Origin of the sequence: Corynebacterium occultum (genome assembly GCF_009734425.1) — a bacterium.
Classification (GTDB): domain Bacteria; phylum Actinomycetota; class Actinomycetes; order Mycobacteriales; family Mycobacteriaceae; genus Corynebacterium; species Corynebacterium occultum.
This window is the reverse complement of the sequence record NZ_CP046455.1, coordinates 512,097-532,179: the sequence shown is the minus strand read 5'-3', so window position 1 is coordinate 532,179 and position 20,083 is coordinate 512,097. Positions and strand designations below refer to the sequence as shown.

Annotated in this window: 22 protein-coding genes; 4 read left to right on the top strand and 18 right to left on the bottom strand. The window is 60.1% G+C overall.

The features are described from left to right. Nucleotides 1–81: 81 nt before the first annotated feature. From rplQ to secY, 10 genes are all read right to left on the bottom strand, one after another. Nucleotides 82–621, bottom strand: coding sequence for a 50S ribosomal protein L17 (gene rplQ / locus COCCU_RS02490; RefSeq protein ID WP_156230040.1), 540 nt, complete (start codon nucleotides 619–621; stop codon nucleotides 82–84). A 73-nt stretch (nucleotides 622–694) separates the two neighbouring features. Next, a complete protein-coding gene (locus tag COCCU_RS02485) occupies nucleotides 695–1,711 on the bottom strand; it encodes a DNA-directed RNA polymerase subunit alpha (RefSeq protein ID WP_156230039.1) in 1,017 nt (338 codons plus the stop codon). A gap of 92 nt (nucleotides 1,712–1,803) precedes the next feature. Then, on the bottom strand, nucleotides 1,804–2,409 hold the full coding sequence (rpsD, locus tag COCCU_RS02480; RefSeq protein WP_156230037.1) for a 30S ribosomal protein S4: 606 nt from the start codon (nucleotides 2,407–2,409) through the stop codon (nucleotides 1,804–1,806). A gap of 28 nt (nucleotides 2,410–2,437) precedes the next feature. After that, nucleotides 2,438–2,833 carry a 30S ribosomal protein S11 gene (gene rpsK, locus COCCU_RS02475; RefSeq protein ID WP_156230036.1) on the bottom strand — a complete coding sequence of 132 codons (396 nt, stop codon included), beginning with the start codon at nucleotides 2,831–2,833 and terminating at the stop codon, nucleotides 2,438–2,440. Next, nucleotides 2,833–3,201: a 30S ribosomal protein S13 gene (gene rpsM, locus COCCU_RS02470; protein ID WP_156230034.1), complete on the bottom strand. Its 369-nt coding sequence runs from the start codon at nucleotides 3,199–3,201 to the stop codon at nucleotides 2,833–2,835. The genes rpsK and rpsM overlap by 1 nt, the downstream gene beginning before the upstream one ends. A gap of 195 nt (nucleotides 3,202–3,396) precedes the next feature. Beyond that, nucleotides 3,397–3,615 (bottom strand): translation initiation factor IF-1, encoded by a 219-nt coding sequence (gene infA, locus COCCU_RS02465; protein WP_003854422.1) that lies wholly within the window; start codon nucleotides 3,613–3,615, stop codon nucleotides 3,397–3,399. Between the two features lie 338 nt (nucleotides 3,616–3,953). After that, entirely contained in the window at nucleotides 3,954–4,745 is a 792-nt protein-coding gene (locus COCCU_RS02460; protein WP_156230033.1) for a L,D-transpeptidase, read from the bottom strand. 197 nt (nucleotides 4,746–4,942) lie between these two features. Continuing rightward, nucleotides 4,943–5,737, bottom strand: coding sequence for a type I methionyl aminopeptidase (gene map, locus COCCU_RS02455; protein ID WP_156230031.1), 795 nt, complete (start codon nucleotides 5,735–5,737; stop codon nucleotides 4,943–4,945). A 160-nt stretch (nucleotides 5,738–5,897) separates the two neighbouring features. Further along, complete coding sequence (locus COCCU_RS02450) at nucleotides 5,898–6,443, bottom strand: adenylate kinase (protein ID WP_156230030.1); 546 nt, start codon at nucleotides 6,441–6,443, stop codon at nucleotides 5,898–5,900. Beyond that, nucleotides 6,440–7,765, bottom strand: coding sequence for a preprotein translocase subunit SecY (gene secY, locus COCCU_RS02445; protein WP_156230028.1), 1,326 nt, complete (start codon nucleotides 7,763–7,765; stop codon nucleotides 6,440–6,442). The genes COCCU_RS02450 and secY overlap by 4 nt, the downstream gene beginning before the upstream one ends. Nucleotides 7,766–8,196: 431 nt before the next feature. Here secY and COCCU_RS14515 point away from each other — a divergent pair, with 431 nt between their 5' ends. Continuing rightward, nucleotides 8,197–8,529 carry a hypothetical protein gene (locus COCCU_RS14515; RefSeq protein WP_197088415.1) on the top strand — a complete coding sequence of 111 codons (333 nt, stop codon included), beginning with the start codon at nucleotides 8,197–8,199 and terminating at the stop codon, nucleotides 8,527–8,529. Nucleotides 8,530–8,712: 183 nt separating this feature from the next. Here COCCU_RS14515 and rplO read toward each other — a convergent pair whose 3' ends face one another. The 6 genes from rplO to rpsH are packed head-to-tail and all read right to left on the bottom strand — an operon-like array spanning nucleotide 8,713 to nucleotide 11,404. Continuing rightward, nucleotides 8,713–9,162, bottom strand: a complete 450-nt coding sequence (gene rplO / locus COCCU_RS02435) for a 50S ribosomal protein L15 (RefSeq protein WP_156230025.1) — start codon at nucleotides 9,160–9,162, stop codon at nucleotides 8,713–8,715. A gap of 3 nt (nucleotides 9,163–9,165) precedes the next feature. Next, complete coding sequence (gene rpmD / locus COCCU_RS02430; protein WP_156230023.1) at nucleotides 9,166–9,351, bottom strand: 50S ribosomal protein L30; 186 nt, start codon at nucleotides 9,349–9,351, stop codon at nucleotides 9,166–9,168. 2 nt (nucleotides 9,352–9,353) lie between these two features. Then, complete coding sequence (gene rpsE / locus COCCU_RS02425) at nucleotides 9,354–9,998, bottom strand: 30S ribosomal protein S5 (RefSeq protein ID WP_156230022.1); 645 nt, start codon at nucleotides 9,996–9,998, stop codon at nucleotides 9,354–9,356. 43 nt (nucleotides 9,999–10,041) lie between these two features. Next, a complete protein-coding gene (gene rplR, locus COCCU_RS02420; RefSeq protein ID WP_156230021.1) occupies nucleotides 10,042–10,449 on the bottom strand; it encodes a 50S ribosomal protein L18 in 408 nt (135 codons plus the stop codon). A gap of 2 nt (nucleotides 10,450–10,451) precedes the next feature. Beyond that, nucleotides 10,452–10,988: a 50S ribosomal protein L6 gene (rplF, locus tag COCCU_RS02415; protein ID WP_156230020.1), complete on the bottom strand. Its 537-nt coding sequence runs from the start codon at nucleotides 10,986–10,988 to the stop codon at nucleotides 10,452–10,454. Between the two features lie 17 nt (nucleotides 10,989–11,005). Then, nucleotides 11,006–11,404 carry a 30S ribosomal protein S8 gene (gene rpsH, locus COCCU_RS02410; RefSeq protein ID WP_156230019.1) on the bottom strand — a complete coding sequence of 133 codons (399 nt, stop codon included), beginning with the start codon at nucleotides 11,402–11,404 and terminating at the stop codon, nucleotides 11,006–11,008. Nucleotides 11,405–11,876: 472 nt separating this feature from the next. Here rpsH and COCCU_RS02405 point away from each other — a divergent pair, with 472 nt between their 5' ends. The 3 genes from COCCU_RS02405 to fdhD are packed head-to-tail and all read left to right on the top strand — an operon-like array spanning nucleotide 11,877 to nucleotide 15,411. Beyond that, nucleotides 11,877–12,170, top strand: a complete 294-nt coding sequence (locus tag COCCU_RS02405; RefSeq protein ID WP_156230017.1) for a DUF6457 domain-containing protein — start codon at nucleotides 11,877–11,879, stop codon at nucleotides 12,168–12,170. A 52-nt stretch (nucleotides 12,171–12,222) separates the two neighbouring features. Next, nucleotides 12,223–14,535: an FdhF/YdeP family oxidoreductase gene (locus COCCU_RS02400; RefSeq protein ID WP_197088414.1), complete on the top strand. Its 2,313-nt coding sequence runs from the start codon at nucleotides 12,223–12,225 to the stop codon at nucleotides 14,533–14,535. Further along, on the top strand, nucleotides 14,536–15,411 hold the full coding sequence (gene fdhD, locus COCCU_RS02395) for a formate dehydrogenase accessory sulfurtransferase FdhD (protein WP_156230015.1): 876 nt from the start codon (nucleotides 14,536–14,538) through the stop codon (nucleotides 15,409–15,411). A 230-nt stretch (nucleotides 15,412–15,641) separates the two neighbouring features. Here the strand turns inward: fdhD and COCCU_RS02390 are convergent, their stop codons facing one another. Beyond that, nucleotides 15,642–16,184: a hypothetical protein gene (locus COCCU_RS02390; RefSeq protein ID WP_156230013.1), complete on the bottom strand. Its 543-nt coding sequence runs from the start codon at nucleotides 16,182–16,184 to the stop codon at nucleotides 15,642–15,644. An 81-nt stretch (nucleotides 16,185–16,265) separates the two neighbouring features. Further along, entirely contained in the window at nucleotides 16,266–19,856 is a 3,591-nt protein-coding gene (locus COCCU_RS02385) for an ATP-dependent DNA helicase (RefSeq protein ID WP_197088413.1), read from the bottom strand. Nucleotides 19,857–20,083: the final 227 nt, after the last annotated feature.

Sequence of the window (20,083 nt, the reverse complement as noted above, 5' to 3'; positions counted from 1 at the left end):
AGGAAAACACCCCGCACCTTGACCGAGATGAACTCGGTGGTGCGGGGTGGATACTTCAGCAGGTGAAGATATCGGGGAGAATTACTTCTCCTCGGCCGGAGCCTCAGTTGCCTCAGCAGCAGCTTCCTCGGCCGGAGCCTCGGTTGCCTCAGCCTCTGCAGCTTCGGTGTTCTCCTCCTCGGCCGGAGCCTCAGCAGCAGTTTCCTCAGCGGCCTTCTTGGAGGCGGCAGCGCGGGTTGCGCGGCTGGCCTCGGTGGAGACGGTCTCCTCCAGAACCAGGGAAATCTGGCTCATCGGAGCGTTGTCGCCCTTGCGGTTCTCGAGCTTGACGATGCGGGTGTAACCACCCTCACGGCCCTCGAACTTCGGAGCGAGCTCGTTGAACAGGTAAGCCACGACATCCTTGTGCGGGATCTGCGCGAGCACCAGGCGACGGTCGGCAACGGAGCCGGACTTGGCCTTGGTGATCAGCTTCTCCGCGTAGGGACGCAGGGTCTTGGCCTTGGCATCGGTGGTCTTGATGGCACCGTGCTCAAAAAGCTGGGCAGCAAGATTCGAGAGAATCTTCTTCTGGTTGGACGCGGAGCCGCCGAGACGGGCGCCCTTCTTCGGGGTAGGCATTGTGTACTCCTCGTGTACGGATAGTTAAGCGCGGGGAGGACCCAGCGTGCTGGGCCACTCTCCTAGAAGCGTTTTACTCGGAGCCTTCAGCCTCGAGGTCGATGTAGTCACCGGTGGCGGCGTCATAGCCCTCCAGGGAGGAGGGATCAAAGTCCTCGGGTGCATCCTTCAGGGTCAGATCCAGGCCAGCCAGCTTGATCTTCACTTCGTTGATCGACTTCTGACCGAAGTTGCGGATATCCAGCAGATCCGACTCGGTGCACTCTGCGAGCTCACCGACGGTGTGGATTTCCTGACGCTTCAGGCAGTTGTAGGAACGAACGGAGAAGTTCAGGTCCTCGATCGGCATGCTGTAGGCGGCGATGTACTCGGTCTCCTGGGGGGAGGGTCCGATCTCGATGCCTTCAGCAGCGGTGTTCAGCTCGCGGGCGAGGCCGAACAGTTCGACGAGGGTCTTGCCAGCAGATGCGATCGCATCGCGTGCCGTGATGGAGTTCTTGGTCTCGACATCGATGATCAGCTTGTCAAAGTCGGTGCGCTGCTCAACACGAGTGGCCTCGACCTTATAGCTGACCTTCAGCACCGGGGAGTAGATCTGATCGACCGGGATCCGGCCGACATCTCCCGAGGTGTTCGCCAGGGCTGCCGGAACGTAACCGCGGCCACGCTCGACAACTAGCTCGATGTCCAGACGACCCTGCTCATTCAGGGAGGCGATGTGCAGATCCGGGTTGTGGATCTCCACACCTGCCGGCGGCTGAATGTCGCCGGCGGTGACCTCTCCCGGGCCTTCCTTGCTGAGGTACATGACGACCGGCTCATCGGAGTCGGAGGACAGGACCAGACCCTTGATGTTCAGGACGATGTCGGAGACATCCTCCTTCACACCGTTGATGGTGGTGAACTCGTGGAGCACACCATCCACCTTGATGCTGGTCACTGCTGCACCCGGAATGGAGGACAGCAGGGTACGGCGCAGCGAGTTACCGAGGGTGTAACCGAAACCCGGCTCGAGCGGCTCGATGACGAACTTCGAACGCGCAGAGTCGATGTACTCCTCGGTAATGGTGGGGCGCTGGGAAATGAGCATGGAACTCTCCTTGGGTGACGACCGTTATTTGACGTCTTAGACGGAAAGGATGATGAAGGCTACTGATTTCCGGCCGGAGCCGGAACCCAGTGTTACTTCGAGTAGAACTCGACGATGAGCTGCTCCTGCAGCGGAACGTCGATCTGAGCGCGCTCGGGCAGCTGGTGCACGAGGATGCGCAGGGTGGACGGAACGACCTGCAGCCAAGCCGGAACAATGGCGTTGACCAGGTTTTCCTGAGCCTCTTCGAACCAGTTCATCTTCTGAGACTTCGCACGGACATCGATGATGTCGTACTGCGAGACCTGGTAGGACGGGACGTTGACGCGCTTGCCGTTCACGGTGAAGTGACCGTGGGAAACCAGCTGACGAGCCTGACGACGGGTGTTGGCCAGACCAGAGCGGTAGACCACGTTGTCGAGACGGGACTCGAGCAGGATGACCAGGTTGTCACCGGTCTTGCCGGAGCGACGGTTAGCCTCGGCGTAGTAACGACGGAACTGCTTCTCCATCACACCGTAGGTGAAACGAGCCTTCTGCTTCTCCTGCAGCTGCAGGAGGTACTCAGACTCCTTGATGCGGGCGCGGCCAGCCTGACCCGGAGGGTAGGGGCGACGCTCGAAGGACATGTCTCCGCCGATAAGGTCTACGCGCAGACGACGGGACTTGCGGGTTGCGGGGCCGGTATAACGAGCCATTTTTGGTTACCTCTTCCTATTCCCTGTATTAAACCCGACGGCGCTTCGGCGGACGGCAGCCGTTGTGCGGCTGCGGAGTCACGTCGGAGATCGAGTTGACCTCCAGGCCGGCAGCCTGAAGGGAACGGATAGCGGTTTCGCGGCCCGAGCCCGGACCCTTGACGAAAACGTCAACCTTCTTCATGCCGTGATCCATTGCCTTGCGGGCAGCGTTCTCAGCAGCCATCTGAGCGGCGAAGGGGGTCGACTTACGTGAACCCTTGAAACCGACGTGGCCGGAGGAAGCCCAGGAGATCACAGCACCGGTGGTGTCGGTGATCGACACGATGGTGTTGTTGAAGGTGGACTTGATGTAGGCGTGGCCCTGGGCCACGTTCTTCTTTACAACGCGACGGCGCGCGCTAGAGCGAGTCTTCGGGGGCATTACTTCTTCTTTCCGGCGATGGTCTTCTTCGGACCCTTACGCGTACGTGCGTTGGTCTTGGTGCGCTGGCCGCGGACCGGGAGGCCACGACGGTGGCGCAGACCCTGGTAGCTGCCAATCTCAATCTTGCGACGGATATCAGCCTGGACTTCGCGGCGAAGATCACCCTCGACCTTCCAGGAGTTTTCAATCACGTCACGCAGAGCAGCGATCTGCTCATCAGTGAGGTTGTCGGTACGCAGGTCAGGAGAGACGCCGGTCTGCTCCAGAAGCTGCTCAGCACGGGCGGGGCCGATGCCGTAGATGTAGGTGAGAGCGACTTCCATGCGCTTGTTGCGCGGGAGGTCAACTCCAGCAAGACGTGCCATGTGGCATAACCTTTCCGGTTTTGTACGGTGGTTTTCTCCCAGCTCGCCCTCATCAAAGCAATACTTTGCCCGGTCGGAATCCGGACGATGGATTGTGATTCATGAGGCTGTAGCCACCGTGGCTGCAGGTGTGTTAAGCACGCCCGGCAATATTTCAGCCATATGGGCGTGCTCAGAGAAGGGAGGCGGTTTGCTTTACTTGTAGCGGTAGACGATGCGTCCGCGAGTCAAATCGTAGGGAGAAAGCTCCACGACGACGCGATCCTCGGGGAGGATACGGATGTAGTGCTGGCGCATCTTGCCACTGATGTGAGCGAGAACCTTGTGCCCATTGTCGAGCTCGACACGGAACATTGCATTCGGTAGAGGTTCGACGATGCGACCCTCAACCTCGATTGCGCCTTCCTTAGCCATATCCTCCGCATTCCCGAAACTGGGCGACGGGGTGATTCCCCGCAGCTGAACCAGCTTCATATTTTCCACAGCTTGTATCGGTGCATGAGATACATATACACCGGAGGTAAACTCTACCTGCCGCGCTGCGAGAATGCAAAGAATCCACTATATAACGCTCATCACTTCCCCGCAGGACAGCAACTCCGGATCCCCCCCTGCCCCTACGCTCCTCTTCCCCACTGTTCCACTCCACCCCCGGGGAAAGAGAAAAGGAAAAGCCTGTCCGGGGATCGCCGGTGAGTTTCAGGCGATTCGAACAGGCTCAGGACACCGGCGGGATGCCACTGTCCGGGGGATCAGTAGATGTAGACCATGTCACCGATCTGGAGGTTGCTGAAGTAATGGACCGCATCATTGTGGTTGAGGCGGACGCAACCGGCGGAGGTGGTGTTCACATTGCCCTCATGGAAGGCGTGGCCGTTGTAGGTGAAGTAGATCGCGTAGGGCATCGGCGCATTGTTGAACTCGTAGCTGATCTCGTCCTTGACCTTGCGGTTGACGTAGAAGGTGCCACGCGGGGTTGCAGTGGTCGGTCCGGCAGCTCCGGAGGACACCGGAACCGCACCATAGACGACCTGGCCATTCTCCTGCAGCCAGGAACGGCCGCCATCAATGTCGATGCAGGCATCAGCATGGGTCGGGCAGGAACCACGGTCGAAGGCTGGTGCCGGAGCCGGAGCTGGTGCAGGGGCAGGAGCCACGCGGGGGGCCGGTGCGGGCGCCGGTGCCGGTGCGGTGCGGGCGGCGATCAGTCCCGGAAACACGGCGTTCACGGCATTGTCGACGGCCTGCTGGGCCGCCCGGGAGGCATCCCCGGGCAGGTTTTCTGCCTGAGCATGCAGATCCTGGCGGGTACGCCAGGCAGCATCACGTGCGGCCTGGTCAGTGGAGCTGCCGAACTCACGCAGCTGAGATTCGATGTCTTCGATGTTGAGGAAGTCGGAGGATCCGTTCACCGGCAGCTGCGGGGCTGCGCTCGCGCTGATCGGAGTGCTGAGCAGGGCGAGTGCCGTGACGCCAGCAGAGGCGAACACGGCCAGGCGCCGCTTGATCGATGTCGGCTGGGCGTGGGAAGGCTTATGGAACATAGTGTGGAGTATAAACCCTTCTGACTGAACTCACGGCTTTCACGACCATTAAGGGGATGGGAAAGGCAGGATACTCCCCCACAAACCCCAGGAGGAATCTCCATCACAGCTGCTCAGCGGTTTTTGAAAATATTACCTGAGCTCAACCTCAACACGCTCAGTTCCCCCGGGGAATGACCCCAAGGATCTGAGGGTTCCTAGTATCGCGGGGTCAGGATGCGGGGTCCTTCAGCGGTGGCGGCCACGGTGTGTTCCCAGTGGGCGGACCAGGAACCGTCAAGGGTGACCACGGTCCACTCATCCTCGAGAACCGCACTGTCCACCGTGCCCAGGGTCAGCATCGGCTCAATCGCCAACACCGACCCCTCCTGGATCATCGGACCCCGGCCAGCCTTGCCCTCATTGGCCAGGTAGGGGTCCTCATGCATTTCACGGCCGATACCATGCCCGCCGTAGCCGTCGACGATCCCCAGGAGAACATCGAACTTCTGCTCCGCGCGGCGGGTGGCCATCTCCAGGGCATGGGAGACATCGGTCAACCGGTTGCCCGGGACCATGGCCTTAAGGCCTTCCATCAGCACCCATTCGGTGGCCTGGTTCAATTTCTCGACATCTTCATCGAGTTCACCGATCCCGAAGGACCAGGCCGAATCACCGACCCAGCCGTCCAGGGTGGCACCACAGTCGACGGAGAGCAGGTCACCGGGCTGCAGGATGGTCTCGCTATTGGGGATGCCGTGAACGACGACCTCATTGAGTGAGGCACAGATCGAACCGGTGAAACCGTGGTAACCGAGGAAGCTGGGGATTGCCCCACCCTCCCGGATGGTGGTTTCCGCGATCTGATCGAGTTCGAGGGTGCTCACCCCGGGCTTGGCGGCTGCCTTCACCGCCTGGAGGGTACGGCCGACGAGTTCACCGGCAGCCTGCATGGCCTCGAGTTCACCGGGGGTTTTAGCCGGTATCTGGCGCTTCTTTGATCGAAATCCCATGTTTTCAGGGCTCCTTGACTGATTCTTCTGGTTCTGGTTTTCAGGTTCCGGGGTTGAGCACCCCGCACCCCTCCGGGGAAAGGCCCCGGAAATGGAAAACCGGGACCGCAGCCAGCTTTCAGGTCGCAGTCCCGATTATCTCGGAGGTTAGAGCTCCGTCTTACTTGCCCAGGGAGTTCAACGCGCGGGCGTTGATCTCCTCGACGGTGCCTTCGGCCTCGACGTTGATGATCTTCTCACCGTAGTGGTCGATCAGCGGGGAGGTCTCATCACGGTAGACGGCCAGGCGGGTGCGGATGGTCTCCTCGTTGTCATCGGCGCGGCCGCGGGCCAGCATGCGCTCAACCACGACGTCCTCGGACACCTTGAAGTTCAGCACGCCATCGAGCTGCTGGGAGTTCTCCTCCAGCAGAGTCTTCAGGATCTCGGCCTGCTCCACGGTGCGGGGGAAGCCATCCAGCAGGAAGCCCTGGGCGGCATCAGCCTCAGCCAGACGGGACTTGACCATGCGGGCGGTGACATCGGTCGGCACGAGCTTGCCAGCGTCGATGTACTGCTTGGCCTCCACACCGAGCGGGGTTCCCTCGCCGATGTTGGCGCGGAAGAGATCGCCGGTGGAGATATGCGGCACATTCAGCTTTTCGGAAAGAAGTGCGGCCTGGGTGCCCTTGCCGGCACCGGGAGGTCCGAGGAGTACGAGTCTCATTTGAGTAGTCCTTCGTAGTTGCTTTGCAGAAGCTGGCTTTCAATCTGCTTGACGGTGGTCAGCGCCACCGACACCAGAATGAGGATCGCCGTACCACCGAATGCGGTCATACCCGCGCTGGAGGCATTGCCCACGCCAAGATCCATCGCAATATTCGGCAGCACCGCAATGAGTCCAAGATACAGGGCGCCGACGAAAAGCAGTCGGTTCATGACGTAGCCCAGGTACTGGGCAGTCGGTCGACCCGGGCGGATACCCGGGATGAATCCACCGTACTTCTTCATGTTGTCCGCCTGCTCGTTCGGGTCATACTGCACCGAAACGTAGAAGTAGGAGAAGAAGATGATCAGTGCGAAGTAGAGAACGATGTACTGCCAGGACGAAGGGGTCTGCAGGTACTGGATGACATTGCGCTGCCACCAGTTGTCGGTGACCTCCACCGAACCGGAGTTGACGATCTGGGTGATCAGCACCGGCATGTAGATCAGGGAGGAAGCGAAGATCACGGGGATCACGCCTGCCTGGTTGACCTTCAGCGGCAGGTAGGTGGAGGAACCACCGTACTGGCGACGACCCACCATGCGCTTGGCGTACTGGACCGGGATGCGGCGTTGACCCTGCTCCACGAAGACCACGCCGACCACCAGGATGATCACGGCAACCACGACAGCGGCGAATACCAGACCACCGGAACCGGTGAGGATATTCATGCCATCGGTCGGGATACGGGTGGCGATACCGGCGAAGATGAGCAGGGACATACCGTTGCCCACGCCCTTCTCGGTGATCAACTCACCGAGCCACATCACCAGGATGGCACCGGAGGTCATGACGATGACCAGCAGAAGCAGGTCAAAGATGGTGCGGTCAGCATTGAGCACCTGAATGCCGGCGCCGAGCAGCTGCTCCCGATCCGCCAGGGCGACGATGCCCGCGGACTGCAGCAGCGCCAGGCCGAGGGTCAGGTAGCGGGTGTACTGCATCATCTTGGACTGCCCCGACTGCCCCTCCTTCTTCAGCTGCTCGAAGTGCGGGATGACCACGGTCAGCAACTGCACGATGATGGACGCCGTGATGTACGGCATGATGCCGATCGCAAAGATCGACAACTGCAGCAGCGCTCCACCGGAGAAGAGGTTGATCAGTGAGTAGACACTGCCCTCTTCCTGGGTGAGGTCACGCAACCGACCGCTGATCGAGGCATAGTCCACGCCGGGAGACGGGATCTGTGCGCCGACGCGGTACAGAATGATCATCGCAATGGTGAAGAGAATCTTCTTGCGAAGATCAGCGTCCTTGAATGCCGAGATAATGGCAGACACATATCCTCCTGGATCTCGCCCTCCCCCAGAGCAACCCATGAAGATGGGCCCGTGAGGTCGAGAAGATGTGTTTTCTGATACTGGCCCAATTGGGCAATGGGCACATTTGACCTACCCAGTCTACCAGCCACCCCAGGAGCCGCCCACTTAAGCACCCGAATGTAAGGCATGCCATACTTCAGCCACCCCCTCCACCACCCGAGACGCGCGCCCCCATAAGAACTTAAGGACGCCCACCCACGCCGCCGCGCCCCCTTGCAGCACACCCCCTGGTTCACCACGCACCAGCCTGGCGGCACCCAAGAGTCCAACCTGCCCCCGGAATCCCGATCAGCATCAGCCTGAAACCAATTTTTCACCTCACCAATTTCGATCAGGTGCGGCTCGATGCAGATGAGTGTCATCCTGAAGCATGGCAAGCCCCCAGGGGAGTGCAGGAGGACATTTCCCTCTTTAGCTTATTTTCCGGCACTCCCCTGCAGCAGCGACTCCGGCTTTGGTTCCGGTTTGGGTATCTGCTCGATGCGGACCACCGGGTAAAAGAAGCGCGCCTGACGCCGTGCCTTGTTCGCCTCCCCCCGCTTTGTCTCGGTGGCGATGGTCTCCCACCGACATTGCCTGAGAACCTGGATTTCAAAGGTGGGTTTCACGATATTCCTCTTGAGCTGGACATTGGTCGGCGCACATCCGGCGCCGCAGGTTGGGATTTCTCCCTGATCGGGGAGATTCTTCCTTCCGGGGCGGTCATTAATACCCAGTTATAGCACAGAGTTTCGAAAACTCAGATATCGATGACCACCGGCCTTTATGCATCCCCCACCTGAACCGGTGATGCCCCAGGAGTCTTCCCGGACCGGGGACACAAAAATCCCCCGGCTCAGCACAGTGACGTACTGATTCCGGGGGATTGTGCAGGACCAGATGGTCCTTATTTCAAGTCTCGGAGACTAAGCCTCGGTGACCGAGCCGCCAGCGGCCTCGATCTTTTCCTTGGCGGAGCTGGAGAACTTGGTGGCGGTGATGTTCAGCTTGACGCCGAGGTCACCGTTGCCCAGCACCTTCACCGGCTGCTTGGCGCGCACGAGGCCCGCTGCAACGATGTCGGCGATGGCAATGTCGCCACCCTGCGGGAAGGCCTTCTCGAGGTCAGCAACGTTGACGACCTGGAAAACAACCTTGTTCGGGTTCTTGAAGCCCTTGAGCTTCGGCAGACGCATGTGAAGCGGCATCTGGCCACCCTCGAAAGCGGCCGAAACCTGCTTGCGAGCCTTGGTGCCCTTGGTACCACGGCCGGCGGTCTTGCCGCCCTTGCCTGCTTCACCGCGACCAACGCGGTGCTTCTGCTTGTTAGCGCCCTTGGCCGGGCGCAGATCGTGGAGCTTGATGGGATCGCTCATGTTTTACTCTCCCGCCACTTCTTCGACGACGACCAGGTGGCGCACCACGTTGATCATACCGCGCACCGAATCGGTGTCAGGCTGAACAACGCTGTGGCCGATGCGCTTAAGGCCGAGGCTCTGCATGTTAGAGCGGTGCTGCGGCTTGGTGCCGACGAGCCCCTTCTTCTGGGTAATCTTCAGAGCCATGATTATGCCTCCTGCCCTGCGCGAATGCGCAGCATACGAGCCGGAGCAACTTCCTCCAGGGTCTTACCGCGACGTGCGGCGACCTCTTCGGGACGGACCAGCTGCTTCAGGCCGGCCACGGTAGCGTGGACGACGTTGATGGCGTTGTCGGAGCCCAGGGACTTCGACAGGATGTCCTGGACACCGGCGCACTCAAGTACCGGACGGGCAGCGCCGCCGGCGATGACACCGGTACCCGGAGCGGCCGGACGCAGCATGACAACGCCAGCTGCAGCCTCGCCCTGGACCGGGTGGGTGATGGTGCCGCCGACCATCGGGACGCGGAAGAAGTTCTTGCGAGCCTCTTCTGCACCCTTCTGGATGGCTGCCGGAACTTCCTTGGCCTTGCCGTAACCGACACCGACCATACCCTTGCCGTCGCCCACGATCACGAGAGCGGTGAAGCTGAAGCGACGACCACCCTTGACGACCTTGGACACGCGGTTGATGGTGACAACGCGCTCAATGTACTGCGAGCGCTCGTCATCCTGCTTGTTGCGACGATCGCGGTCGTTGCGACGCCCGCCACCGCGCTCGTTCTTGTTCTTGTTCTGGCTCTGGTTCTCGTCGGCGGAGCGTCCGCCGTCACGCCGTTCACGTCCCGGCATTACGCGTTCCTTCCGTAGATGTTCTTGGTGCTGGTGATCTTCATTAGAACTTCAGACCACCTTCGCGAGCAGCATCGGCCAGCGCGGCAACGCGGCCGTGGTACTTGTAGCCCGCACGGTCGAAGACGACCGTCTCGAAGCCGGCTGCCTTGGCACGCTCAGCGATGAGCTGACCAACCTTGGTTGCCTTGGCCTTCTTGTCGCCCTCGAGTGCACGAACCTCAGCCTCAATGGAGGAAGCTGCGGCAACAGTGTGACCGGCGAGATCGTCGATCAGCTGCGCGTGCATGTGACGGGAGCTGCGGTGGATGACCAGACGCGGCGCCTCGGGGGTGCCACGCAGGGTCTTGCGGATGCGGAAGTGACGGCGGGAGCGAGCGACACGACGACGAGTCGAGATGTCCTTGCCGACCGGAGTGCGCTTCTTAGTGGTTTCTGCGGAATTACTCATGCTTACTTACCCGTCTTTCCGACCTTGCGACGGATCTGCTCGCCCTCGTAGCGGATGCCCTTACCCTTGTAGGGATCGTCCTTCCGCAGACGACGGATGTTGGCGGCGATCTGTCCGACCTGCTGCTTGTCAATACCGGTGATGGAGAACTTGGTGTTTCCGTCAACGGCGAAGGAGACGCCCTCCGGAGCCTCAATGAGGACCGGGTGGCTGTAGCCCAGGGCGAACTCGAGGTTCTTTCCCTTGGCCTGGACACGGTAGCCGACACCGAAGATTTCCATCTTGATGGTGTAGCCCTCGGTTACGCCGACAACCATGTTGTTGACGAGGGAGCGGGCAAGTCCGTGCAGTGCACGGTTCTTGCGGTGGTCATCCGGACGGATGACCTTGATCTCGTTCTCGACGACCTCAACGGTGATCGGGGCCGGGAGCTCGAAGGACAGGGACCCCTTGGGGCCCTTGACCTCAACGAGCTGGCCGTCAATCTTGGTTTCGACGCCGGACGGGATGGCAATCGGGTTTTTACCGATACGCGACATAGTGTTTCAATCCTCCCTTACCAGACGTAGGCGAGAACTTCTCCGCCTACACCCTTCTCGGTAGCCTGGCGATCGGTCAGCAGACCCTGAGACGTGGAGATGATCGCCACGCCCAGGCCGCCGAGGACCTGCGGCAGGTTGGTGGACTTGGTGTACACGCGCAGACCGGGCTTGGAAACACGACGCACGCCGGCGATGGAACGCTGGCGGGAAGGGCCGTACTTCAGCTCGAGGGAGAGGGTCTTGCCGACCTTCTCGTCCTCAACGGTGTAGGAAGCGATGTAGCCCTCCTGCTTGAGGATCTCCGCGATGTTGACCTTCAGCTTGGAAGAGGGCATCGACACGGTGTCATGGTGCGCATGGTTAGCGTTGCGCACGCGCGACAGCATGTCGGCAATGGGGTCAGTCATGGTCATAGAGGTGACCGGTGCCTTTCTCGTTAGGGTTCCCTACCCACCTGAACGTTTGCCGTGTGATCTCGGGCCACTTTACGCTCCCCAGGCTCAATAGTCTGGGGTGCTCGCTGCTCTTGTCCCACACGGTCCGCATAGTGGCGGGGGGCCTGTAACAAAGTTGGGTTCAATGTTCTTGTTGGTCCAGGGCGACTTATATCGATAATTCAAAATGCACACGAGTCCGTTGGCCAACCTTACTCGCCCGAACCTGCAGAACAAAATCCCTGTTTAAACCCCTAAAGCCCTGGGCTCATCTACCCCGTGGGGAGGCCTTAATGCACCCATTCGATTCCGATATGCTAAAGACCCGCGCTTATCGACGCCCCGCGCACCCCCCCCAGCCGATCCGGGGAGTGCTCTGACCCCGGGGACACAACCTTCAGGGATAGCCTGGGGCAACGCACTTCAAGAGATATATAGGGAACAGGAAAACATGAGTGAAAATAAATCTGAGCAGGATTTGAGCAGCGCCCACCATTGGCTGGCCGCGGTCTCCACCGAGCTCGACCAGGATCCGGCGGTGATCCAGGCATTGGTGAAGGAATTGCTCGACCTCACCAGGGATGTCGCCCACGGACCTTCCCGCCCCGCGGCACCACTGACCGCCTTCCTGGTGGGCCTGGCCAGCGGCCGGGCCCTGGACACTGAGGCAGGGGCCGCGGGGGCCGTCGATAAGTCCCGGGAGAACATCACCAAGGTGCTGGCACTGCTGGAGCAGACGAAGTGAAGAATTCACAAAAACCCTAGACCTGATTTTCAGGACAGCTAAAGTAGAGCCCATGACTACCCCTCCCGCTGAAGTCTCCGCCGTCAACCCTCTAGCCAATGAATTCGACAAGCCGAAGATCACGAAGCCGTCGAAGTCCGCTGCCGGTATCCCCGGAGTGCTGCACGCCATGGCGCATGCTATTCCGGCGCATGGTGTGATGCCACTGCTGGACATGAACAAGCACGGCGGCGTCGACTGCCCGGGCTGTGCCTGGCCCGAGCCGGAGCAGGGTGACCTGGGCATCGTGGAGTTCTGCGAGAACGGTGCCAAGGCTATCGCCGAGGAAACCACCCCGGATCGTGCGGACGTGGATTTCTGGGCCCAGCACTCCGTGCAGGATCTGCGGGCCAAGACCGATCACTGGTTGGGCAAGCAGGGCCGGATCACCACTCCCCTGCTCTATGACCGTTCCTCCGGGGATGAGCATTATCGCCCGGTGAGCTGGGATGAGGCCTACCGGATCATCGCCGCCCAGTTGAAGGAGACCCCACCGGAAGAAGCCATCTGGTACACCTCGGGGCGCGCCTCCAATGAGGCTGCATATATGTTCGGCCTGCTGGCCCGCCGTCACGGCAGCAATAATCTTCCGGACTGCGGCAACATGTGCCATGAGTCCACCGGTACCGCCCTGTCTGAGACCCTGGGTCTTGGCAAGGGTTCGGTGACGATGAATGATTTCTACACCACTGATCTGTTGATTTCGGTGGGTCAGAACCCGGGAACCAACCATCCCCGCGCGCTGACGGCCTTCCACAAGTGCAAGGCCAATGGTGGCAAGATCCTGGCGATCAACCCCATCCCGGAGACCGGCCTGATGGCTTTCTCCGAGCCGCAGTCCCTCAAGGGCGCGCTGGGTATGTCCGAAAAATTAGCCGATGAGTACCTGCAGATCCGGCTCGATGGTGACCGTGCCTTCTTCCAGGCCCTGAACCGGGAACTGATCCGTCGTGATGCCATCGACCATGAGTTCCTGGATAAGTTCTGCTCCGGTGTGGATGAGACCATCGCGCATCTCAGCAGCCTCGATGATGCGGAGTTGCTGCGTGGTTGCGGGCTGAGCATGAAGGAGATCAAGAAGGCCGCGGACATGGTGGAGCAGTCCAGCAGCGTCATCCTCTCCTGGACCCTGGGTGTCACCCAGCACAAGAACGCCGTCTACACCATCCGTGAGATGGTGAACTTCCTGCTGCTGACCGGAAATATCGGCAAACCCGGCGCGGGTACCGCCCCGCTTCGTGGCCACTCCAATGTGCAGGGCAACCGCACCGTGGGTATCTGGGAGAAGATGCCGGAACGTTTCCTGCAGGCCCTGCAGGATCGCTTCGGTTTTGATGTCCCCCGCGAGGATGGTCTGGACACGGTGGATTCACTGCGGGCGATGTGGCAGGGCAAGACCAGGTTCTTCATGTCTCTCGGTGGCAACCTGGTTCGGGTCGCCTCGGACACCACCCGGTTGGAGAAGGCGATGAGTCAACAGGAGCTGACGGTGCATCTGTCCACCAAGCCCAATGGTTCCCATGCCTGGCCGGGTGAGAAGTCCCTGATCCTGCCGGTCAAGGCCCGTACCGATGAGGATGTGCAGGCTTCGGGCCGGCAGGAGCTGACGGTGGAGAACTCGGCGGGCATCGTGTCCGCGAGTGTCGGTAAGCGCCGTGCGAATAAGGACCTGAACCTGCAGGCGGAGCCGGAGATCATCGGCAAGATCGGGCACCACACCTTCGGTGATGAGTTCTGGATGCCGATGGTCAATGACTATGGCGTGGTCCGTGAACATATCGAGGCCACGATCCCCGGTTTTGATGACTACAACCGTCGGATCCGCACCCCGGGTGGTTTCGCCCTGCCGAATGGTCCCCGGGAGAGGGTGTTCAACACGCCCACCGGGCGGGCCATGCTGACGGTCAACCAGACCGAGGTCATCGACCTGCCTGAGGGTTATCTGCTGCTGCAGACGGTGCGTTCCCATGACCAGTACAACTCCACCATCTACGGCCTCGATGACCGCTACCGTGGGGTGAAGAATGGCCGCCGGGTGGTCTTCGTCAACCCGGAGGACGCCAGGGAGCGTGGGCTGCGGGATGGTGACCTGGTGGACATTGTCTCCGTCTTCCAGGGTGAGGAACGCCGGGCACCCAATTTCCGGGTGGTGGAGTACTCCTCCGCCCGGGACTGTGTGACCACCTACTTCCCGGAGGCCAATGTTCTGGTGCCCATGGATTCGGTCGCGGAGAAGTCCAACACCCCGGTCTCCAAGTCCGTGATCGTGCGCCTGGAGCCGCTGGGTAAGCGGGCTGAGGATATGCCGGACAAGGAGGACAAGTAGATGGGACGGATCACCCGAAACTTCGCGGTCACCCGTGTTTCCGTTGGCGCGGATGGCCGGTATTTCACTGACACCCGCGCTGACACCGTGGCGGTGGAGGAACCTCTGGAGTTGAAGGTAAACAACACCACGCTGACCACCACGATGCGTACCCCCGGGGATGATATCGAGCTGATCCACGGTTTCCTCCACGGTGAGGGTCTGATCAGTTCCCGGGTGGATGTGGCGGAGGCCCGCTACTGTGCGGGTACCGATGAGCAGGGGCAGAACACCTATAACCTGCTGGAGGTTGATCTGGCCGAGGGGGTCAAGGCCCCGGGCCCGGAGTTCATCCGTAGCGTGACCACCACCTCCGCCTGCGGGGTGTGTGGTTCCACCTCCATTGAGCAGATCATGGATAAGCAGGCTCATCCGATTGAGCCGGTGGAGTTGGATCCCCAGGTGGTGATCTCCCTGCCGGAGAAGCTGCGCGAGGGCCAGAAGGCCTTCAAACGTACCGGTGGTATCCATGCCGCAGGCGCCTTCACCCTCGATGGGGAACCGGTGGTGATCCGGGAGGACATCGGCCGCCATAACGCCGCCGACAAGGTCATCGGTGCCCTCCTGCTGCAGGACCGGTTGCCCGCCAGGGATCTGATCCTGGTGATGAGCAGCCGTGCTTCCTTTGAGCTGGTGCAGAAAGCCGCGATGGCGGGTTTCCCTGCCCTGGTGGCGGTCTCCGCGGCAAGTTCCCTGGCGGTGGAGCTGGCCCGGGAGGCCGGCATGGCGTTGACCGGTTTCACCCGTGGGGAACGTTTCAACCTCTATTCGGGTGCGTTGAAACCGGTGAAGCAGTTGAGCGAGAGCGCCTGCCCCCCTGCTCACCTTGACGTGTGAGGGGTCGGTTTCTGCAGTGCAGGACCCGGCCCCTTTGTTGTTTACGCACCGCTTTCATCTCCGTCGGGCGGCTACCCCATGAGCGCTGAACACGGCATTCCCACATCAGCCTTCCCTGCGGTCGAGACAAGGGTCGAGGCAGGGTGTCGAGGCAGGGCAGAAAAGCGGGCTTTGCCTGTAATCTTTCGGATTCAGGGGGCGTTGATCTGATGCTGCTGAAGGGGTTCTGGTTATCCGAAGTTCTCCGCGCACCACTGCTCGCCATACTTACGGAAGTCCTCCGGCGTGCCGTACACGTGGTTTGATGCCTGAAATGCATCACGCACGACCAGATCAGGCTCGAGTGACTCAATCTCCTCTACGGTCAATGCCACACCGGAAAGGTATTTTTCCTCGGCAAAAGGAAGGGGTGAACCACCTTTCTCAACGCTCGGGTGGGTGATAATGTACTTTTCCTTTTCCGTGGGTAGCGCAAGTGGTTCCACAATCTCCCATGGTGCTGGATCAGCCAGGTTGATGGCGATGTACCCCGACATTGGCTCGGGTGGCTCCAATTCCCCCAAGGGGGGATTATTCGTCCCGGAAGGGCCGTCGTAGAAACCACCCAAAAGCTCAAGGCGGTTTACCGCATTGTTGTCACAGACATACATATGGACGGTGATATTCCCCTCGTCATCGGAGGAGATACCGGATATGCCTTGGGACTCCACGTTGACATAGTTGCCGCAACCGGTGAGGGCGAAAACCGGAAGCAGCAGGATGAGGCGCTTCATGGGCTCAAGGCTAGTCAGATCTTCTCCCCTCACGGCGGCGATCCTCTTCCCCGGGGCGGACTTGGAGAGGGGCCCTGACAATTAGAAGGCGTACTTCTGCTTGGTTTCGGCTGCAGCCTCCGCACCCGCACACCATTCATTGATCTTGACGCCCACGTTCTGCGCCATCCTTCTATTTCCGGAGTTCAACGCGGTCGATGCCTCTGCCACCAGGTTCTTCCAGGAATCCACCGGGATGGGATATCCAGACTGCTGCTGATAATCGTGGAAAGCCACCATCGCCGCCATCAGCTCCTGTTCCTGGGGGCTGATCGGCCGACCGCCCGCGGATAGCACTGGTAATGGAGCAGCTTTTAATTGTTGTGCAGCCTCCGTGCGCTGTTGTTTCTTGGAAGTAATCCCGAGATACACCGCCCGGAAGATGGCGATGGGGGCACCGAACATAATCGCCATCATGATCATCCCGGCGGCCGCCACAAAGGGGTCATCTTCTCCCCCGCCGGAAAATATGGCCAGAACAATGAAGAGCGCCACGCCCACGGCCAGGGCAATGCCACTTCGTTTGAGACTCTTCATCATTCTTGAGGGTTGTTTCGCCAGCGTCTCCAGGACATGGTTCTGCAATGCGGCATCATCCGCGAAAAAGGCCGCTCGAGTGCCGTTGAGCAGTGGTTCATTGGTGGGTTTCACCAGCGTGAGGAAATTACGCTCCCCGAGAATCAGCTCAAGTAGGGTGGGCTGCTCAACTGGGACGGTGGCTGCCTCTGACATCGGCTCAGGGACAGGTGGTTCCTGCAGCTCCAGGTTTTCTGCAACAGGATCCGGTTCAGGGTTGTCTGCTTCCCTCAGGGGCGGAACCATCTCCACCGTTTCAGTGCTCCCCGATGTCGACTCAGGCAGGGGCTCAGGCAAACTTATTTCTTCCCCATGCTGAGCTTCTTCCGGCTTTCGCTCGGCGGTTATTTCTGCTTCTTCATCGACCCTCGTCAGTTCCTGTGATTCCACCCATTTTTCGAATTCATCGGTGGAGATGATCGGTTTAGCGAATTCCCTAGCCTGCTCGAATTTTGCCGTGGGGGTGGAGGCCGGGTTGAAAATGAGAACATCACAGCGGGTGCGACTGATATTTGCCTTGAATTCCAGCCCCAGCTCCTTAAAGAACTTCTCAAGATCTCCCCGTGGAACAGGCTCGCCCTTGAGCTGGAGTACTCCACTTACGGCGGCGCGGGTGCCTGCTGCGAGCACTTCGTGGGGATCCGCGAATTCAGACTCGAGTATCAACTCTGTCGCTGGGGCCACTATTGGAACTTCCCTGTCCATTTCCGCCTCCGATACTTCTTCTACCAGCGGAGGTACCTCCTTGATGTGCTGTGGTGCATCACCCAGGTACCAGGTGTTGAACTGGTCATTGGAGAAAATGGGTTTGCCCCATTTACGGGCGTTCTTAGCTTTGGTGGACATGGTCGCCACATCAAGGGCGATCAGGGCATCACAACGGGTCTTTGAAACAGCTCCCTTATACTCCAATCCCTTTTCCGCACAGAGTTCTTCAAGTTCCTCGTCACTACGTGGCTTTCCAAGGATGTTTCCACCACCGCTAAAAGCGAGGCGGGCACCGGGGAGCAACACCTCATGGATGTCCACACCGCTTTCCTCCACCTGCGGTAGCTCTGGGACAGCGGCGCCGGTCTTGGTGATGCGGCAACGGAGGTCGTCGTGAAGCTCCCTGGTCCAACCATTTCGGACCCGGGCGGTGTCAGCGATCTGGAGTGCAGCGTGGTGGATGTCCCGTTCAGCGGCATCTCCCTCGCCATTCAGTGCCACCCACGCCAGGTCATTATCATTGGCCTGCCGTTCATCCAGAATCGGGGTCTCCGATGGTGCCCAGGCAGGGATGAAGAGCGCCCCAGCACCAGTGGGATTCGCCCTCACCTCAGTGCCGCGGGTGGGGTTGAAATGGCCCTCCAGGTAGGCGGTGCTCATACTGTTGCAGCGGGAGACCGGATCCTCGCCGACCGGGGAAAAGCCGAGGTCGTGAATGTCATAACCGACCCCGAGGTCCACTTCCAGTTCCCGAGACTGGTGGCGGACTGCGCGTTCTAAGGTGGCCAGGCCGTCACCGATCACGAGAGCGCCATTGAGTTGTCGCAACAACAGGGGCCAGAATTCCTCAATGGTGGGGTTTGCAGCCATACCGCCCGCGGGGATTGAGTATTTCCCGGTGAGGGTACCCAGATCAGCCATAGGGTTGAGCCAGGAACCGAAGTCGGCGGTGATGCTGCCGTGTTCGATGACCGTGGCGTGGATGCTGGCAATGTGCTGACTACGGCCGAAATCAACGTAGTCACAGGACATGAAGGCAACTCGTTCCGGGATGCGCTCCGGGGAGCTGTCCCGGAGAATGCGGCGGACCAGGGAAGCATCTGCAAGCACATTGGCGTGCCGGACGACTTCGGTGAAATAGAGGTTCTCCAGGGACACGGCGCGCGAAAGTGCCACATAGAACTGTCCGTCAGTGGTGGTGCCGCCCTTGAGATCGATGATGCACTTCGGGATTGTCTTGCCCTGGGACTTGTGGATGGTCATCGCCCAGGAAAGGATGAGCGGGAATTGGGTGACGGTGCCGATGACATCGCTGCTGAGCACTCCCCCGGTGACCTTGGGCCGGAGAATTTCCCAGGTGTGGGGTTTAAGTTCAACCAGGGCGAGGGTGTCATCGATCTGCACGGTGATGGATTCCCCGGTGGCCCGAATGATCTCACCCATGCTGCCGTTGACGAATCTTCCCAGGGGATCATTGATCACCGTCATCACCCGGGCGCCTTCGCCATAACGGAACTCAATATCCCCAGGGAAAGAGTTTTCTTCTGCCTCTCCGGTGAAGGTGGCCGCCGAAGTGTAGATCCGAGTACCGAGGTTTTCCAACCATTCCTGGTTGATCTGGGCAACCCGCCTCCTACGGGAGGTCAGGGTGACAAACCCCTCATCAGTGGGCGGGTTTTCTCGGACCCGGGAGTTGAGGATCTCCAGGGCATTCTCATTGACCTTCCCCTCACGCACCTGGTTAAGGATCTCGATGAATTCCTCATCATTTTGACGCCACACCGTCTGCAGGTTGATGGACTCAAGTGCCAGCGCCGGGTAGCAGTGCGCAGAGAAGAAATAGGGGGTCTGCCAGCGTTGGAAATACTCAGCACGTTCCCGGTCGGTGATCACCGGAGGCAGCTGTAACAGGTCGCCGACCAGAATGATCCGGACTCCACCCAAGACGGTGTTCACTCCCCGGATCTGCCGCAGGGCGAGGTCCATCATGTCGAAGAGATCCGCACGGACCATGGAAATCTCATCCACGATGATGGTGGAGACCGCCTTCATCACCGAACGAATCTGATTGCTGGGGTGGTAGTTGGAAAATCCCCGGACATCATCGGGGTACATGCCTGGCCGGAAACCGAAGGCCTTGTGGATGGTGGAACCACCAACGTTGAGCGCGGCGACACCGGTCGGGGCAATCACCAGGATCTTGTCCTTATGCTTTCCGGATGTCGAGTCTAGGTATTCCCGCAGCAGGGTGGATTTTCCGGTGCCAGCCTTGCCGCTGAGCAGGACATGGGCGCTCGAGTGCAGAATCTCCAGTGCTGCATCGGTCTCCGGGGTTCGGATGAACGACATGGTCAGGACACTTCCTTCAGTTGTCTCGCCAACAGGCCGAGGTAGAGGGCCAGGGGGTACGGCAGGGAAGCCGTTGGGGATATCCTTTCCGCGTTGAGAGGCGCGGGAGTTCCACACGGCCATCACGTGGCACCAATTCCAATTTAGAACCGGCCCCGGACATAGCATCCTGAGATATCGAACATATCTTTCAGTTGTTCTAAGTTTTCCCTGGTTACCACCTCTCG

Excerpts from the sequence above, each read along its gene's own strand:
- COCCU_RS02485 (WP_156230039.1), bottom strand. The coding sequence starts at position 1,711 with ATGCTCATTTCCCAGCGCCCCACCATTACCGAGGAGTACATCGACTCT.
- COCCU_RS02450 (WP_156230030.1), bottom strand. The coding sequence starts at position 6,443 with ATGAGACTCGTACTCCTCGGACCTCCCGGTGCCGGCAAGGGCACCCAG.
- map (WP_156230031.1), bottom strand. The coding sequence starts at position 5,737 with ATGGGATTTCGATCAAAGAAGCGCCAGATACCGGCTAAAACCCCCGGT.
- rpmD (WP_156230023.1), bottom strand. The coding sequence starts at position 9,351 with ATGGCTCTGAAGATTACCCAGAAGAAGGGGCTCGTCGGCACCAAGCCG.
- rplO (WP_156230025.1), bottom strand. The coding sequence starts at position 9,162 with ATGAGCGATCCCATCAAGCTCCACGATCTGCGCCCGGCCAAGGGCGCT.
- rpsE (WP_156230022.1), bottom strand. The coding sequence starts at position 9,998 with ATGCCGGGACGTGAACGGCGTGACGGCGGACGCTCCGCCGACGAGAAC.
- rpsM (WP_156230034.1), bottom strand. The coding sequence starts at position 3,201 with ATGGCACGTCTTGCTGGAGTTGACCTCCCGCGCAACAAGCGCATGGAA.
- rplF (WP_156230020.1), bottom strand. The coding sequence starts at position 10,988 with ATGTCGCGTATCGGTAAAAACCCGATTGCCATCCCGTCCGGCGTCGAA.
- fdhD (WP_156230015.1), top strand. The coding sequence starts at position 14,536 with ATGGGACGGATCACCCGAAACTTCGCGGTCACCCGTGTTTCCGTTGGC.
- COCCU_RS02405 (WP_156230017.1), top strand. The coding sequence starts at position 11,877 with ATGAGTGAAAATAAATCTGAGCAGGATTTGAGCAGCGCCCACCATTGG.
- COCCU_RS02400 (WP_197088414.1), top strand. The coding sequence starts at position 12,223 with ATGACTACCCCTCCCGCTGAAGTCTCCGCCGTCAACCCTCTAGCCAAT.
- rpsK (WP_156230036.1), bottom strand. The coding sequence starts at position 2,833 with ATGCCCCCGAAGACTCGCTCTAGCGCGCGCCGTCGCGTTGTAAAGAAG.
- COCCU_RS02460 (WP_156230033.1), bottom strand. The coding sequence starts at position 4,745 with ATGTTCCATAAGCCTTCCCACGCCCAGCCGACATCGATCAAGCGGCGC.
- infA (WP_003854422.1), bottom strand. The coding sequence starts at position 3,615 with ATGGCTAAGGAAGGCGCAATCGAGGTTGAGGGTCGCATCGTCGAACCT.
- COCCU_RS02385 (WP_197088413.1), bottom strand. The coding sequence starts at position 19,856 with ATGTCGTTCATCCGAACCCCGGAGACCGATGCAGCACTGGAGATTCTG.
- rpsH (WP_156230019.1), bottom strand. The coding sequence starts at position 11,404 with ATGACCATGACTGACCCCATTGCCGACATGCTGTCGCGCGTGCGCAAC.
- rplQ (WP_156230040.1), bottom strand. The coding sequence starts at position 621 with ATGCCTACCCCGAAGAAGGGCGCCCGTCTCGGCGGCTCCGCGTCCAAC.
- rplR (WP_156230021.1), bottom strand. The coding sequence starts at position 10,449 with ATGAGTAATTCCGCAGAAACCACTAAGAAGCGCACTCCGGTCGGCAAG.
- COCCU_RS02390 (WP_156230013.1), bottom strand. The coding sequence starts at position 16,184 with ATGAAGCGCCTCATCCTGCTGCTTCCGGTTTTCGCCCTCACCGGTTGC.
- rpsD (WP_156230037.1), bottom strand. The coding sequence starts at position 2,409 with ATGGCTCGTTATACCGGCCCCGCAACCCGCAAGTCCCGTCGTCTGCGC.